The sequence below is a fragment of the Thermococcus sp. 21S9 genome, from assembly GCF_012027635.1.
Classification (GTDB): domain Archaea; phylum Methanobacteriota_B; class Thermococci; order Thermococcales; family Thermococcaceae; genus Thermococcus.
This window is the reverse complement of the sequence record NZ_SNUS01000001.1, coordinates 813,110-828,592: the sequence shown is the minus strand read 5'-3', so window position 1 is coordinate 828,592 and position 15,483 is coordinate 813,110. Positions and strand designations below refer to the sequence as shown.

The 15,483-nt window shown below is 56.0% G+C and carries 16 protein-coding genes; 4 read left to right on the top strand and 12 right to left on the bottom strand.

From position 1 onward, the window contains the following. Window positions 1-108: 108 nt before the first annotated feature. The 4 genes from E3E28_RS04770 to E3E28_RS04755 are packed head-to-tail and all read left to right on the top strand — an operon-like array spanning window position 109 to window position 3,934. On the top strand, window positions 109-693 hold the full coding sequence (locus E3E28_RS04770; RefSeq protein ID WP_240921651.1) for a hypothetical protein: 585 nt from the start codon (window positions 109-111) through the stop codon (window positions 691-693). Between the two features lie 27 nt (window positions 694-720). Next, complete coding sequence (locus E3E28_RS04765) at window positions 721-1,554, top strand: 7-cyano-7-deazaguanine synthase (RefSeq protein WP_167914244.1); 834 nt, start codon at window positions 721-723, stop codon at window positions 1,552-1,554. A 47-nt stretch (window positions 1,555-1,601) separates the two neighbouring features. Beyond that, a complete protein-coding gene (locus E3E28_RS04760) occupies window positions 1,602-2,669 on the top strand; it encodes an ABC transporter permease (protein ID WP_240921705.1) in 1,068 nt (355 codons plus the stop codon). Further along, the gene (locus tag E3E28_RS04755) at window positions 2,666-3,934 is read left to right on the top strand and encodes an ABC transporter permease (RefSeq protein WP_167914242.1); all 1,269 of its coding nucleotides are present in this window, start codon (window positions 2,666-2,668) and stop codon (window positions 3,932-3,934) included. Before E3E28_RS04760 ends, E3E28_RS04755 begins: the two co-directional genes overlap by 4 nt. On the opposite strand, the gene E3E28_RS04750 is transcribed toward E3E28_RS04755, so the two are convergent. The 12 genes from E3E28_RS04750 to E3E28_RS04695 form a co-directional block, all read right to left on the bottom strand. After that, a complete protein-coding gene (locus E3E28_RS04750; protein ID WP_167914241.1) occupies window positions 3,912-5,135 on the bottom strand; it encodes a DHHA1 domain-containing protein in 1,224 nt (407 codons plus the stop codon). The genes E3E28_RS04755 and E3E28_RS04750 overlap by 23 nt on opposite strands. 10 nt (window positions 5,136-5,145) lie before the next feature. Next, complete coding sequence (locus tag E3E28_RS04745) at window positions 5,146-5,901, bottom strand: methyl-accepting chemotaxis protein (protein ID WP_167914240.1); 756 nt, start codon at window positions 5,899-5,901, stop codon at window positions 5,146-5,148. A 9-nt stretch (window positions 5,902-5,910) separates the two neighbouring features. Then, entirely contained in the window at window positions 5,911-6,678 is a 768-nt protein-coding gene (locus E3E28_RS04740; protein ID WP_167914239.1) for an MBL fold metallo-hydrolase, read from the bottom strand. A gap of 100 nt (window positions 6,679-6,778) precedes the next feature. Beyond that, entirely contained in the window at window positions 6,779-7,423 is a 645-nt protein-coding gene (locus E3E28_RS04735; RefSeq protein WP_167914238.1) for a V-type ATP synthase subunit D, read from the bottom strand. A gap of 28 nt (window positions 7,424-7,451) precedes the next feature. Then, entirely contained in the window at window positions 7,452-8,843 is a 1,392-nt protein-coding gene (locus tag E3E28_RS04730) for an ATP synthase subunit B (RefSeq protein WP_099209545.1), read from the bottom strand. Between the two features lie 5 nt (window positions 8,844-8,848). Further along, on the bottom strand, window positions 8,849-10,606 hold the full coding sequence (locus E3E28_RS04725) for an ATP synthase subunit A (protein WP_167914237.1): 1,758 nt from the start codon (window positions 10,604-10,606) through the stop codon (window positions 8,849-8,851). A 6-nt stretch (window positions 10,607-10,612) separates the two neighbouring features. Then, window positions 10,613-10,921, bottom strand: coding sequence for a V-type ATP synthase subunit F (locus tag E3E28_RS04720; protein ID WP_167914236.1), 309 nt, complete (start codon window positions 10,919-10,921; stop codon window positions 10,613-10,615). Continuing rightward, entirely contained in the window at window positions 10,918-12,018 is a 1,101-nt protein-coding gene (locus E3E28_RS04715; protein WP_167915208.1) for a V-type ATP synthase subunit C, read from the bottom strand. The genes E3E28_RS04720 and E3E28_RS04715 overlap by 4 nt, the downstream gene beginning before the upstream one ends. After that, the gene (locus tag E3E28_RS04710; RefSeq protein ID WP_167914235.1) at window positions 12,018-12,629 is read right to left on the bottom strand and encodes a V-type ATP synthase subunit E; all 612 of its coding nucleotides are present in this window, start codon (window positions 12,627-12,629) and stop codon (window positions 12,018-12,020) included. Before E3E28_RS04710 ends, E3E28_RS04715 begins: the two co-directional genes overlap by 1 nt. 35 nt (window positions 12,630-12,664) lie before the next feature. Continuing rightward, a complete protein-coding gene (locus E3E28_RS04705; protein ID WP_042691179.1) occupies window positions 12,665-13,150 on the bottom strand; it encodes an ATP synthase subunit K in 486 nt (161 codons plus the stop codon). Window positions 13,151-13,153: 3 nt separating this feature from the next. Then, on the bottom strand, window positions 13,154-15,163 hold the full coding sequence (locus E3E28_RS04700) for a V-type ATP synthase subunit I (RefSeq protein WP_167914234.1): 2,010 nt from the start codon (window positions 15,161-15,163) through the stop codon (window positions 13,154-13,156). Window position 15,164: 1 nt separating this feature from the next. Next, a complete protein-coding gene (locus E3E28_RS04695; RefSeq protein WP_167914233.1) occupies window positions 15,165-15,476 on the bottom strand; it encodes a V-type ATP synthase subunit H in 312 nt (103 codons plus the stop codon). Window positions 15,477-15,483 lie beyond the last annotated feature (7 nt).

The window sequence follows — 15,483 nt, the reverse complement described above, 5'->3', positions numbered from 1 at the left end:
CTGGACAAAATATACAGGGTGGAAACCGTGGAAGCTCAAAGCATAGTATCCTTATTTCTCCTGCTGGCGTTCCTGGGTGTAAACCTATGGCTCTCTTTCACGAGGTTAATGAAAAGGGTAACCGGAAAGCTGTTCCGAAGGGCCCTTCGAGTTGACCTTCCCGAAAACGAAAAGAAAACACTCGAACGGCTCTTCACGCCGATTTGGATTGCGGTTGGACTCTACGGCGCTTGGAAGGTCAGATGGGACTATCTGGCAATGCTCTTCGCGTTTCTGGCGTTCAGGAGCGGAGCCGGAGTTGCGAAGCTTCTCGTTTACAGCCACCACGACGGAAAGCTCCTTGAGGACACTGAGGGCAGGGTGCTGAGAAGCATCGCCAAGGTTACGAGACTCGGTCTGCTCCTCGAGGGGACGTTCATACTCGCCTTTGCACTCGCATACAAGGCACTTTCAGCGGTGTCAACTTCGAAGGGCCCCGCCGGAGCGTTCATACTCAAGCTGTGGTTCCTCGGCCTTGTCTTCGGGTTCGCGTTCTCCTGGTTAATTGCAAGGAACAACAGGGGAATCCTCCTCAGGGACCAGGTTGCCCTCGTGCTGTTCTTCGCTGGCAAGAAGACCGCCAAGAAGACCGGAGAAACGGTGGAACTCGTAAAGTCCAAGAAGGACTCGCTGGCATCGCGCTTCAAAAAATGATTTAAAGGGCCCTTCGTTTCTTTTGCCATGCTGAAGTGCTCACTATGCGTCAACGATGAGAGAACGTCGAGGATAGACATAATCGATGGAAAACCGATATGCCGTGAATGCCAGGTTTATCTAAGGCATCCAGTTGACAGGGAGAAAGTCAGGAAGGAACTTGAGGAGCTCATGAAGGACGTGGACAGGGCGATAGTTGCCTACTCCGGCGGAAAGGACAGCGTGGTGGCGCTCTACTTAGCAAAGGAGGTCTACAAAATCCCGGAACTTGAGGCTGTGATGATAGACCACGGGCTAATGGCGGAAGAGGCCATAGAGAACGCGAAGCGAATAGCCGAGCACCTCGGGGCCCCCTTCAGGGTTCTGCGCTACGATTACTCCGATATATTCAGAAACGCCCTGCTGAAGGGCCAGAGTCCGTGCAGGGCCTGCTCGAAGAGGACTATGGAGAAGCTGAGGAAATACGCGATTAAAAACGGCTATCGATACATCATCACGGGCCATGAACTGCCCTTTGGCCACCACCCGTACAGGCTCATGAGCGGTGGGGTCGTTCAGATAAGGCTACTCTCGATGATGACCGAGGAGGAGCGCTTTGAGATACTGAAAAAGCTCCCCTTCGAGTTTCCAGAGTTGCCCGGTTACACAACCAACTGCCTCGTTCTCGGGCCGGCTTTGGAACTCTACTGGGAGAAGCACGGACACAGCTTCGAGCACAGAAGGATATCTGCCCTCGTCCGCTACGGCCTCATGAGCAGGGAGAGAGCCGAGAGGGAACTCCAAAAGCCAGCTGTACCGAAGGAGCAGTGGGAACTCGTACTGCGGAAACTCGGACTTAAGAAAGACGAGTTCAACTTATAACACAGAAAATTTTTAATCTTTTAGTGGTAGAGGATACGGTGCAAATTATGGGAAGAAAAGGGCAGGCGTGGCGAGTTATACTCAGAAACACAGGTCTGTTCGTCATTGCAACAATCATTTTTCTAACGCTTGTCACCACCGCCCAGTGGAGCGTCACGAAGTACCAGATGAAGGATAGGTTCGTCAGCAACCTCAGATTCATCCAAGAGGAGAAGGCGAGGTTCGAAGCGGAGATGCAGAAGCTTGGGATGAACGAGACGGAGTACGCCTGGTATCTGACCTACAAGCAACTCAATATCAAACCGACATTCACGGGGACCCTTGAGTACTACGCGAGGACGGCCTTCTCGATTTTCGGAAAAAGCGGACGGGGACTGCTTGGAGGCGGTTTCAGCCACTCGATATGGTACTACCTCAGGAACACCGTGGTAATCCTTCTCATCGTCGAGCTCACCGTCATCGGGCTCGGCACCTACCTCGGTCTAAAGGCCGGCTACAACGGGGGAAAGCTTGATACACTCGTTTCCACGCTTGCCCAGCTCTTCTCCGCCGTGCCGGTGTGGTTCATTGGGGCTCTCGTCTTCCTCCTTGCATGGAGGTTCTCAATCGTTCCTGATTTCACGATGAGGGTTCAGCTCGCGGTAACGGACACCATGGGAAAGGCAAGCGCGTACATCGTCGGGTTTCTCCTGCCGGCGATAACGATGGTCCTTGCCTCGATATGGGAGTACGCATACACCCTCAGGAACATCGTCGTTGGTGAGAGGAAGAGCGATTACATAACTTACGACAGGGCGAGGGGCCTTCCAGAAGGCAGAATCCGGAAAAAGCTCCTGCGCGTGGTCTTTCCGAGCTTCCTGACCTACACCACCTACAACTTCATGGACATCCTGATGAGCGTCCTCGTCGTCGAGGTGGTCTTCGACGTCCCCGGCCTCGGCTACGTCCTCCTGAACTCCTTCAAGGCCATTAACAAGCCACCCCATGGCGTCGATTATTACTACTATCCTCAGGCGATATTCGCGGTCGGCTTCTTCATGATACTGCTCTACTACATCAACTCCCTGCTCGCCGACCTGCTCTACGTCTACCTTGACCCGAGGGTGAGAACATGAGCTGGAAGCTAAAAGCGGGGGGCGTAATACTGGTCGCGTACCTGCTCTTGGCAGGGATTTCTCCATTCCTGGTAAACCCGAGAGACATTGAGAACTGGTACTACGCAACGTACTGGGACGGAAACCCGAAGTTCGCCCCGCCCGCGTGGGTTAACCTCTTTGGAAAGAACCTGCCCCCCACTGGAGATATGCCGGGAGATGGCAACAGTTACCATTACTACTTCCACTACTCGCTTCCTCCAAGGGACATCCTAATAGTCCCTCCCGCCAACTGGAGCGGTGATGTGAGCGTTTGGGTAAGAACACCCGACGGAAGGAACCTTCTGCTCTACTCCGGGCTTGTTTCGGGGCCAACATCAATAGGAAGGTCGTCCTACACGATGCTCCAGGTGGCCAGGGAAGTTGGCGTTTCAGAGGGCACGGCGATGAACCTAATAGTGAGAGGGGACAGTTTAAAGCTCGTCTTCGGAAGGTGGGAAAACGGCGAGTGGGTTCCCGTTCACGGGGTCTACACGTTTACCGTGAACTCAAGCGCACGTGTCAAGCTTCGCCTCGTTGGAAGGGTTTACGGCCTCCTCGGAACCGACTCGTACGGGAGAGACCTCAGCGTCGTCTTCTTCGGAGGGCTTCCTGAAACACTCGCCATAGTCTTTGCAACGGCCCTCCTCACGGCCTTCCTTGGCACGGTAACTGGGCTCTTCGGGGCCCTATCGGGAAAGGTGGGCCGGCTCGTGGAGGGGTTCGGTAAAATCTCATCCATGCTCCCCCTCGTTCCGGTGATGATTCTTCTCGTCCCGATACTCGGAGGGGTGAGCTACTACGGAACCCTCGAGGTATCCCTCTGGCCCGTTGTCTTCGCACTCTCATTACTCCTCTTCGGCAAGGTCAGCCAGAACGTCAGGACGCTAACCATAACGGAACTTTCCAAGGAGCATGTACGGGCCTCAAAGGCGCTCGGAGCGAGCGACGCATGGGTTCTCAGGAAACACGTGTTAAGGGCGGTTTTGCCATACGTGAGCTCCCAGTTCGTCCTGACGAGCGCCAAGGTGATAGCGCTAATCTCTATACTGGGCTTCTTCGGCGTAAGCTTCGGCTTCAACTGGGGGGAGCTTTTCACGATGGTGGTAACGCAGAGGGCCATCTACAACGGCGCATGGTGGATGATTCTTCCCGTTGGAGTCGCCATAACCCTGCTCGCGGTCGGCCTGCTACTGATAAAAAGTGAGATTGAGGAGAAGTTCATCAATCCCTGGGAGAACCTATGAGCTCCCCCAGCTTTTCCTTTGCAACGTCGAGGATGTCCTCCGGCTCCGCCTCTATCCTGCCCCTCGCCAGGTTGTCGGTGCCTCCGCCCTTCCCCCCAAGTTCCTCGATGACCTTCGCAAGGAGTTCCTTCATCGAGACCTCAACTTCCTCGTTCCTTGCAAAGAGGACGTATTCCTCGCTCGCCAGGAGGAGTATTGAGCCGGGGTTCTCCTTGACGAAGTTGACGGCGAAGGCTTGGGCGTCCTTCATGGGCCACTTCTCGACGAGGGAGACAACGTTGTAATCCCCTATCTCCTCGGCCTTGTCAATCAAGGCCAGACCCTTCCAGCGCCAGAGCTCGTGTCTGAGCTCATCGAGCTTTTCCTCAAGGGAGTCAATCTCCGCCTTCAGCTCCCTGGCCCTATCAACGAGGGGCCTGTTCTTGTTGGGCATCTCATCGAGGGTCTTCCAGTAGTCCTCAAGGAGCTCGTTGAGCGTCCTTAGAGCCCTGTTTCCCGCAACGAACTCTATCCTCCAGAGGTTCTTGGATTTCTTATAGAAGCGGAGGACCTTGATGAACCCTACCTCGGAGGTGTTCTTAACGTGGGTTCCACCGCAGGGAGTCCTGTCAACGTCACCGATGCTCACTATCCTGACCCTGTCAGTTACCTTGCTCACGTGCTTCCGGAGAGTCTTGACGATGTCGTCTGGGAGGTACTTGAACTCCTCGACCGTTACCGGAATTCCCTCCGACACTATCCTGTTGGCCTCGATTTCGGCCTCGGTAATCATCTCCCAGTCGAGCGGGCCGTTGACCTCAATCTTGTTGTAGTGCTCGAAAATCTGGAAGCCCGTCGTGTCGAGGTCGTAGAGCTTCTTTAGAACGGCCGAGAGGATGTGCTGGCCGGTGTGGTTCTTCATGTTCTCGTATCTCCAGTCCCAGTCAAGCTTCAGCTTAACTTCCTCGCCCTTCTCAGGAAGCCTGCCCTCAATAACGCCCTCGTGCCAGATTTCCTCCCTCTCCTTCACCTTGGTGACCTCTATCGTGAACCCGTCGCCCTCTATAAGACCCCTGTCGGAGGGCTGACCACCGCCTTCGGGATAGAATACCGTCCTGTCGAGGAGAACCTCAACCAGACCGTTTCCCAGGTCTTTAACCTCAAGGACCTTCGCGGTCGCCTCTTTGAGGTAGGGGTCCGAGTAGTAAAGCTTCTCGGTCATTCCCAACACCTCACAACTCACCTTTCTGCTCCTTCGCGTACTCGCTGACCATCATCCTGAGGAGGGAAGCCAGCTCCTTGTTGTACCTGTCCTGCATCTCGGCAAACTTCCTCAAAGCTAAGGCTATTCCCTTGAGCCTCTTGATATCGTTAACTATCTCCTCCTGCTCGCGCGAAATCTCGTCGAGAACGGAGCTAATCTCAACCATCGCCTCGATGTCCCTGCCGAGTATCTCCGTGCCCTCCTTAATTCTGTCCATGACGGCCAAAGCGTCGCGGAGCGTCTCGAGCTGGCCCATGACGCGGGTGTTGAAGTCCTTTATCTCCTTGGCAAGGTTCATCGTTTGAACGGCCATCTTTCGAATCTCATCGGCAACCACTGCGAAACCCCTTCCAGCTTCCCCGGCGCGGGCGGCTTCAATGGAAGCGTTCAGGGCAACGAGGTTCGTCTGCTTTGCCACACTCGCTATCGAGTCGCTTATCCTCGAGACGTACTCAAGGTTCTCGACGAGTGTGTTGAACTCCTGGGCAAAGACCTCAAAGCGCTGGAAGAAGGGTAGAAACTCCTGCTGGAACCTTTCAAGCTCCCTCATGACCTGGGAGAGTTTCTCAATGTTCTCAATAATCACCATGTTGTTCTCAAGAAACTGTCCGCTAATCTGCTCGGCCAGCTCGTCTATGATTTTGCTGGACTCCTTGCTGGACGTCTTTATACGAACCGATTGGGCCAGGGCGTTCGATGCCTTCTCGATGCTCCTGACGTTCATGGTATCACCTCAGCGGTAGAGGTCAATGCCACACTTCAGGTTCTCGAGGAAGTCGTAGAACCTCGGTATAAACTTCTTCGGTATTATCGCCCCGTGCTGGGGCAGTATCGCCTCGACGTCGAGGAACTTCACCCTGTCGAGCCAGGCCTTTATGGCCCTGTTCGTCGGCATGAGCCTCTCGTGAACGGGTCTCATCGCCTGAATGTGCCTCTCAATGTTTTCAACGACGATGTAGGGCTCGTCAAGTAGGGCTATACCTATGTCTCCGGTGAAGAGGAACTTGCTCCTGTGGTCGTAGATGCTGAAGTGTCCCGGGCTGTGGAGGAAATGTGCCGGTATGAACTCGAGCGTAGTGGCACCGAAGGGCATCGTCTCGCCCTCGTCCGGCAACTCGTGGGTCACTGCCTTGGCATCCTCAAAGCCGAAGTGCGGTAAAAACCTCGTCCAGAGCCAGTGGACTATGATTTTCGCGTTGCTCACCTCTCTCCACAGGGGCAAGCTACCTGCAACGTCGGGGTCCTGGTGGCATATGTAGATGTACTCAATATCCCTGGGGTCGATGTACTTTGACGCATTTGCAAGAACCTTCGAGAAAATTTTGTATCCTCCCGGGTCTATGAGGATGCCCTTCCCCCTGCTGACTATGAGGTAGCTGTTGACGTCAACGTCCTCTCCTCCCTCCTGCGTCCCAAGGTAGACAACAAGGTGCTCGTCATCGCGGTAGAGAACGTGGTCTTTTCTCGGGTCGAGTCCGGGCTCAATAAAGTACTCTCCCATCGCTCACCCCCAGCTTAATTACGAGAAGGGTATATTTAAGCGATTTGCCTACACAAACACCTACATAAACGCCGGGCAGAAAAAAGAGAGCTCAGTGGGCTCAGGAACCGCTCCTGGCCTCGATTAACGCCTTAACCCTCTTGAGCCTGAAGAAGTTCTCGCGCTCCATCTCGTCGAGCCTCTGCTTGATGAACTTAACGGTAGCCTCCATGCGCGGGATTATGATGTACTCGAGCGCGTTGACGCGCCTCTTGGTGACCTCGATTTCCCTCGCGAGCCTCTTGAGGGTCTCCTCTACCTCTGCAAGGCGGACCGCCAAATCGAGGACCTCCTCGAACTTCTCGGCCACGAGGTCAACCTTGGCGGAGCTCGAAACGAAGGCGTAACCCCTCTCCCCCGCGTTCCTCTTGAAGCTCTCGGCCTCGATGAGGGGAACCGGAACGCCCATGACGTTCCTTTTCCTAATCTCGACCTCCCTGTTGGGCTTCACGGAAAGGCTTATCTCCTTGAGGCGGAGCGTTCCAACGTCAATCTCGGCCATCTGAAGGGCCTCGAAGGCCTCCTTCATCTTGAGATTGAGCTCGCGCCTCAGCTGGAGCGCCTCGTCGTAGATTGTGAAGAACTCCATGACTAAAGCATCTTGCTTGTCCTTGAGGAGCTTGTGACCCTTCTTGGCCAGCTGGATGCGCCTCTTCAGGTTGAGGAGCTCCATTCGCGTCGGCTTCACGTTGAGCAGTTCTGCCATCTCGACCACCTAAAAAGTTGGTAGGGGCTCACTCGCCCCTCTTCCTGTACTTGGGGTGGTACTTGAGGATGTACTCCTTCCTGACACGCTTGAGCTCGCTCTCTGGCAACTCTGCAAGGAGCTCCCAGCCAAGGTCGAGGGTCTCAAAGATGCTCCTGTCCTCGTCGTAGCGCTGGGCGATGAACTCGCGCTCGAACCTGTCCGCGAACTTGAGGTACTTCCTGTCGGTCTCGCTCAAAGCCTCTTCACCGACAACCGCCACGAGGTCTCTAAGGGAGCGTCCCTCGGCGTAGGCCGCGTAGAGCTGCTGGGCCAGCTGTGGGTGGTCCTCCCTGGTTCTTCCCTTACCGATACCGTCCTTCATCAGACGGCTGAGGCTCGGGAGGACGTCGATTGGCGGGTAAATTCCTTTCCTGTGGAGTTCCCTGCTGAGGACTATCTGACCCTCGGTGATGTAACCGGTCAAATCTGGAATCGGGTGGGTGATGTCATCGTCGGGCATCGTAAGGATTGGCATCTGGGTTATGCTTCCCTTCTTGCCCCTGACACGACCTGCCCTCTCGTAGATGGTGGCGAGGTCAGTGTACATGTAACCCGGATAACCGCGCCTTCCGGGAACCTCTTCTCTCGCTGCCGAAATCTCACGCAGAGCCTCGGCGTAGTTGGTCATGTCCGTGAGGATAACGAGCACCTGCATGTCGTAGTCGAAGGCAAGGTACTCTGCAACGGTCAGGGCCATACGCGGGGTGATGATACGCTCGATTGCCGGGTCGTCGGCGAGGTTGAGGAAGAGCACGGCCCTCTCTATTGCTCCTGTCTCCTCGAAGCTCTTCTTGAAGAAATTAGCTTCTTCGTAGGTGATACCCATAGCCGCGAAGACGACGGCGAACTGCTCCTCCTCACCGAGGACCTTCGCCTGCCTCGCTATCTGGGCCGCGAGCATGTTGTGAGGCAGACCTGAACCGCTGAATATCGGAAGCTTCTGACCGCGAACGAGGGTGTTCATACCGTCTATGGCCGAGATACCGGTCTGGATGAAGTCCCTCGGATAGGCACGGGCAACGGGGTTGAGGGGTGCACCGTGAACGTCTCTCCTGTCCTCGGGTATGATTTCCGGTCCGCCGTCGATGGGCTTACCGATACCGTTGAAGATTCTTCCCAGCATGTCCATCGAAACGGGAACCTTAAGGGTCTCGCCGGTGAAGCGGACGCTGGTGGTCTTGACGTCCAAGTCGCGCGTTCCCTCAAAGACCTGGACTATCGCGAGGTTCTCCCTGGCCTCGAGCACCTGTCCCTTCCTCTTCTCCCCGCTCTCGGTCTCTATCTCGACGACCTCACCGTAGGCGACTCCCTTGACGCCCTCGACAATCATCAGCGGGCCGTAAATCTTGCTAACGGTGGAGTACTCCATTCCCGGCATGAGCATCACGCCCCGTACTTCTTGAAGAGCTCTTCAAACTGCTCGTTCGTCTCATCGATGAGCGCCCTAATCTTCTCAACGTCGGGCTCGAACTTCATACGGCCAATCTTCTCCCTGACCGGGAGCTTGGCTATCTCGTCAACCGGAACTCCCCTGCTGACGGCCTCCATGGTCTTGTTGTAGAAGTTCAGGATAACGCGCATCATTGTGACCTGCTTCTTCGGCGGGCAGTAGGTGTCGACCTCGTCGAAAGCGTCCTGCTGGAGGTAGTCCTCACGGAGCATCCTCGTGACGATGAGTATGGCCTTCTCCCTGTCCGGCAGTGCATCTGGACCGACGATTCTGACAATCTCCTGGAGTTCAGCCTCTTTCTGGAGGAGGGCCATAGCTGTATCGCGCATCTTCCTCCACTCTGGGTCAACGTTCTTGTGCCACCAGTCCTGTATCGAGTCAAGGTAGAGCGAGTAGCTCCTCAGCCAGTTGATTGCCGGGAAGTGCCTCCTTCTCGCGAGGTCGGCATCGAGCGCCCAGAAGACCTTGACGACACGCAGGGTGTTCTGAACGACGGGCTCGCTGAAGTCACCACCCGGCGGTGAAACGGCACCGATGACGGAAACGCTACCGACCCTCGGCTCCTGACCGAGCGTGACGACGCGACCGGCACGCTCGTAGAACTCCGCTATCTTACTCGCGAGGTAAGCGGGGTAACCTTCCTCACCGGGCATCTCCTCGAGACGGCCGGAAATTTCACGGAGCGCCTCGGCCCATCTTGAGGTGGAGTCGGCCATAAGAGCGACGTCGTAGCCCTGGTCGCGGAAGTACTCGGCGATGGTGATTCCGGTGTAGATTGAAGCCTCACGAGCCGCGACCGGCATGTTTGAGGTGTTGGCTATCAAAACCGTTCTCTCCATGAGCGGTTTACCGGTCTTCGGGTCCTTGAGCTTGGGGAACTCCTCAAGAACGTCGGTCATCTCGTTTCCGCGCTCACCGCAACCGATGTAGACGACGACCTGCGCGTCACTCCACTTGGCAAGCTGGTGCTGGGTGACGGTCTTTCCTGAACCGAACGGACCCGGAATGGCAGCGGTTCCACCCTTGGCTATCGAGAAGAAAGTGTCGATGGTCCTCTGTCCGGTGATGAGCGGGACCTCGGGCGGGAGCTTGTTCTTGTAGGGCCTCTTGACACGGACAGGCCACTTGTGGTACATCTTGAGCTCCTCTATGCTCCCGTCGGGCTTCTTGACCTTGGCGATAACTTCCTCAACGGTGTAGTCGCCTTCCTCGGCTATCTCGACTATCTCACCCTCGACCCAAGGCGGAACGAGGATTTTGTGCTCGATGATGCTGGTTTCCGGAACGGTACCGAGGACGTCTCCACCAACCACCTTGTCGCCGACCTTAACGGTTGGCGTGAAGTGCCACTTCTTGTCCCTTGGCAGGGCCGGAGCGGTAAGACCCCTCGCTATGAAGTCACCACTGAGCTCGCGGAGCTTTTCAAGCGGTCTCTGAATTCCGTCGTACATCGAGGTGAGCAGACCGGGACCGAGCTCGACGCTGAGCGACGAACCGGTTCCCTCGACCGGCTCACCGGGCCTTATACCAGCGGTTTCCTCGTAGACCTGAATGACTGCCTTGTCGCCTTCGAGACGGATGATTTCTCCGATGAGACCCATCTCACCGACGCGAACGACCTCGTACATCTTGCTTCCTCTCATGCCGTCCGCAACGACGAGTGGTCCCGTAACACGAATTATCCTTCCCATTTCCCTTCACCTCTTGAGCTCAACACCGATAGCCCTCCTGACTATCTCGCGGAGGGCCTCTTCACCGAACTTAGAGCCGGACCTGTCCGGCACCTGAAGGATGATTGGAATCGTAACGTCCGGAATTTCAATCCTCTGGGCGAACCTCTCGGTTATGAGTATGATTCCCACGTCGCCCCTCTCAATGAGCTCCTTAAGCTTGTTCCTAAGCCTCTCCATCTCAAGGGGGCTATCCTCAAAGGCGTAAACCTCGTGGGCCCCAGCCAACTTGAAGCCCAGAGCGGTGTCCCTGTCGCCGAGCACGGCTATCTTCATGCCACCTCACCCGCGAGCTCCTTTATCCTCTCGGGCTCAACGCCGTTCTCTATCAGCTTGGCTATTGCCCTCAGCTTCCTGATTTCCCTCTCCTTCCTGAGGACGTAGCTCAGTGGCGTTGCTATGCTGAGCGGGTAGAAGCGTTCGAGCTCCGAAATCCTCTCGATTATGTGGTCGTTGAGTGCCTTCTCAAGGACGCTAAGGTCGTTCTCGATTTCCTCCCTGACGTCCCTGATTACCGGGCCGTACTTGGTCGAGTCGAGCTCGGCTAAGGCCATGTCGAAGGAGTCAACGTGCAGGAGCGGGTCGAGCTTGACGGTTCCGCCCGGAATCAGCATCGGCTTTATCTCTTCCGCCGAGAGACCGGCCTTCTTTGCCCTGAGCGCGGTAAGGATGTTGAGCTTGTCTATTGAGAGCCTCACGAACTCCTCTAAGATAACCCTCTCGTCGTCCTTCCTCGAGAGGGCATAGCTCAGGAGTTTTCCGTAGTGCATCTTGTAGAGCTCGGTCTCGAAGCAGGTAACGTCTATCTCGCCGAGCAGGAGCTTCTGATAAACCTCCTCGTATGGGGTTCCCTCGAGGATTACGAGGATTTCTTCGAGGGTCTTCGCCTCGGCCATGGCCTTGACCTTAGGGAGCATCGTTCCGAGCTCTACCATATAGTCGCTCGCTGGCTCGTTGGCGAGCTTGGCCTTGACGACGTTGGCTATGTTCCTGACGTCCCAGCCCTCGAGGAGGAGCTCGAAGAAGCCCCTTGAGCGCTTGGGGAGTATCTTGAACATGAGTCCGTAGGTTCCAGCCAGGGCCTTCTCGAGAGCCTTCTCAACCTCCTCAACGGTGTAGCTTGAAACGTCTCCGAAATAGTCCTTGTAGTCCGTATCCTCAAGGTTCACGACGAAGTTCTGGAGGGTTCTGCTTTCAGCTAACTCGTTGAACTTCTGCTCTGTGAGGAGCTTCGCGTCCATCGCCTTGATTCTGGCGTTTGGATAGGAGTAAGGCGTGTACTTCCAGATTATCTTGGCGGTCTTGTAGCCCACCCAGGTGAAAACCACTGCAATCGTGGTGTTGAGGATTCCCGTTACTGCCTCCATCTCAATCACCCGAAGAGGGCCTTGGCGATGGTAGCCCTCAACTCGCTCTCAAAGCGCTCTATCCTGGCCTCGAAGGTGTTGTCAACCCTAACCGTTCCGTCGGAGCTCTCCACGAGGATTCCGCCGATGGTCTGAATCGGCTCACCGACGGTGACCTCGACGTCCTTCCCAAGGGCTTCCTTGAGCTTCTCCCTGAACTCGGCCAGTCTCTCAACGATGAGCTTGAGGGTCCTCTCGTTGGAGCGGACGACGACCTTATCGGTTCCGAGCTCCTCAACGGCCTTGACGGTGAGTTCAACGAGCATCGGGAAGTACTCGTCCTCGGGGAGGTTCGCGAGCCTCTCCTTGAGGGACTCGATGACCTGCCTTATGAGCTCCTCCTGAACGGCGAGCTTCTTCTTCCTGACCTCGAGCTTGGCGTTGGCTATTATCCTCTGCCTCTCTATCTCGGCCTGGGTCTTGGCCTTTCGGAGTATCCACTCGGCCTTGGCCTCCGCCCTCTTCCTGGCCTCTTCCTTGAGCTTCTCCGCTTCCTTCTGGGCCTCGCTGAGTATGTACTGTATCTTCTGCTCGGCCTCCCTGTTTATCTCCTGAATTATCAGTTCAGCCCCTTCCATCTTCAATCCTCCTCAAGCTGTAAAAAGGAGAGGGTTCAGAGACCGACGCCGGTGGCAATCATGATGAGCGCACCGACGAGACCGAAGATGGCCATGGTCTCGGCCATAGCGGCGAAGATGATGCCCTGGGTGAAGGTCTTCGGGTTCTTGGCAACGGCACCGATTCCAGCGCTCGCGATGATACCCTGCGGTATGGCGGAGAGGCCGGTGAGGCCGACGGTAAGGCCGGCACCGAAGAGTATGGCACTCTTAACTATGTTGTCAGTGGTGGCCTGGGCGAACTTGAAGCCGCCGCCTATGATTCCCGCGCTGAGCAGGATGAGGAACAGGGTAATGAGACCGTAGATACTCTGGGTCATGGGCAGACCTTCGAGTATCAGCGCGTTCTTGAAGTTCTTCTCGTCCTCTGCAACGACTCCTGCAGCTGCGGCACCTGCTATACCAACACCGAAGGCCGAGGCGGCACCCGCTATTCCGCTCGCGAGCGCCGCGCCGAGGGCAACGTAAACTATCGGGTCCATCCTTCATGCACCTCCATCAGCTTTCAACTCGAGTTTCGAAACCTCCCTCTTGGACTTGAACGGGGTGAAGGGTTTTCCATCGCCCGAGTAAAAGGTTCCGAAGAACTCAACGTACTGGAGACGGAGCGAGTGAACGAACGCTCCGAGGGCGTTTATGGCGGTCGAAAACAGCTGACCGCCGACGAAGATAATCAAACCGATGATGATTCCGAGCGGAACGACGCTTATCTTGATTCCCCAGACCATCGCGGCGAGGACGTTGACGACCATCGCTATTCCGCTGGTTGCCAGTGCAAGGGCCATAAGCCTTGCGTAGCTGAGCCAAGTTCCCACGAAGCCGAAGAAGTCCGATATTATCATCAGTGCCGCGAGACCGCCGTTGGACACTATCTCGCCGATTGCAAAGAGGACTATGCCGATTCCGAAGAGTGCCTTGGCCGGGAGCATCAGCGAGGCGTTCTTGGTCGCGAAGAAGACTATGCTGAGTATTATGAGCATCCAGGGGAGCTGTTCCAGCAGAGCACCCTTCTTGTCACCGTTCTTCCACTTGACGATGAAGCCTATGGTGTAGCCGGTGAAGAGGTGCGCGAGACCTATGGCGAGTGCGAGCATTAGGACGAACATCGGGTCCTTCAAGGCGTCCGCTATGCGTGGGAACTGGGCGTTCGGGTTGCCGGTGATGTGCTGGAGGACTATGTCGCCGGCGTTGCCGAAGTAACTGCCGAAGAGGATTCCCATGAGCATCGTGAAGAACGAGCTGACGAGCAGGGTGTAGGCAAACTTGTAGGTTCCGTCGTTGAACTTCTTGTGGCCCTTGACGAGCAGTGCCGCGACGATGCCGACGATGAGACCGTACATGAAGTCGGTGAGCATGAAGCCGAAGAAGAACGAGTACGTGAAGGCTATTATCGGCGTCGGGTCTATCTCGTCATATCTCGGAACGCCGTACATCTCGGTGAGCATCTCGAAGGGTCTCGCCCAGCCGGGGTTCTTGAGCTTAATCGGAATCTCCTCGATTTCATCCTTGCTCGGCTCGCGGACGTTTATGTAGGCCTTTCCTTGGGTGACCTTCTTTATGCCCTCGAGGACCTTCGGAACGTCGACCCTCGGGAGCCAGCCCGTTAAAGCGAACGTCATGTTCGTCCTTGCGAGCATCGGGAGAACGTTGGCCTTGTCGCGCTCGTTCTCCATCAGCTCCTGATAGAAAACGACGTCGTCGTAGTACTTCTCGGCGAGCTTCTCGGCTTCCTTCTTCGTCTCCTTGAGTTCCTCAAGCTTGGCGTCGAGCTTCTTCCTGTACTCCTTGACGAGCTCGTCGGGCGTTCCCTCACCCTCTGGAACCTCAATCCTCTCGAAGGAGTGCTTGGCAAGGACGGAGTTGACCTTGTCGTGGTCCTTCGAGAGGTTGGCTATCGCCAGGAGAACCTTGTCGCCGAGCTCTTTGGTCACGACGGCGACCTTGCCCTCGGTGATTTTCTTGAGGTCCTCAAGGAGGGCCCCGAGCTTGGCCCTATCGACGGAACCGACGGAAACCTCGACGAGACCGCTGTGCCTGAGGTACTGAACGGGGAGCTTGAAGACCGACAGGAGTTCGAGGGTGGCTATGGCCTCTTTAATCCTCTCAATCTCGGTCTGGAGCGAGCTAAGCTTACCCTCAACGGCCTTTATCTCGGGCTCGACCTTCGAGAGGAACTCCTCAACGTCCTTGATGAGCTTCTCAATGCCCTCGTAGCGGTAGGTTCTCTTTGGTTTCTCCTTCGGGAAGAAGAACTCCTTTATTCCTCCACCCTGAGCCTTTTTGTGGGCCTTGAGAAAGTCGGCGAGCCTCGAGATAGTTATGCTGTAGGAAGCGGCCTTTCGATGGTACTCGTTTGGAGTGTCCTTTTGGGCAACCTTAACGTCGAGCTCGCGAATCTCCACGAGCCCGGCCTCGTGAAGGTACGTCAACAGCTCGTCCTTGTAGCGGTTGAGCGTTATGACGTCGAGCTTGACCATCTCCTCGGGCCTGAACATCTCAGCCCCCTCTCACGAGCTCTATTGCCTGGGTTATGGCGCTCTCAAAGTTGGCCTCGGCCTTCGCGCGGAGGGCCTCGATTTCCTTCTCACCCTCCTGGAGGATTTTCTTGGCCTCGGCCTCCCCCGCTTCCCTCGCCTTCTGGACGAGGGAATCGGCCTCAACCTGGGCTTTGGAAAGGATTTCCTCCTCTATGGCCTTGGCCTCTTCCTTGGCCTTGAGGACGATGGCCTTTGCGTCCTCTTTGGCGCGCTCAATACGTTCCTCTGCTTCTTTTTCTGCATCAACAATCCGCTTGATGACGTCCTCCATGAGCCGT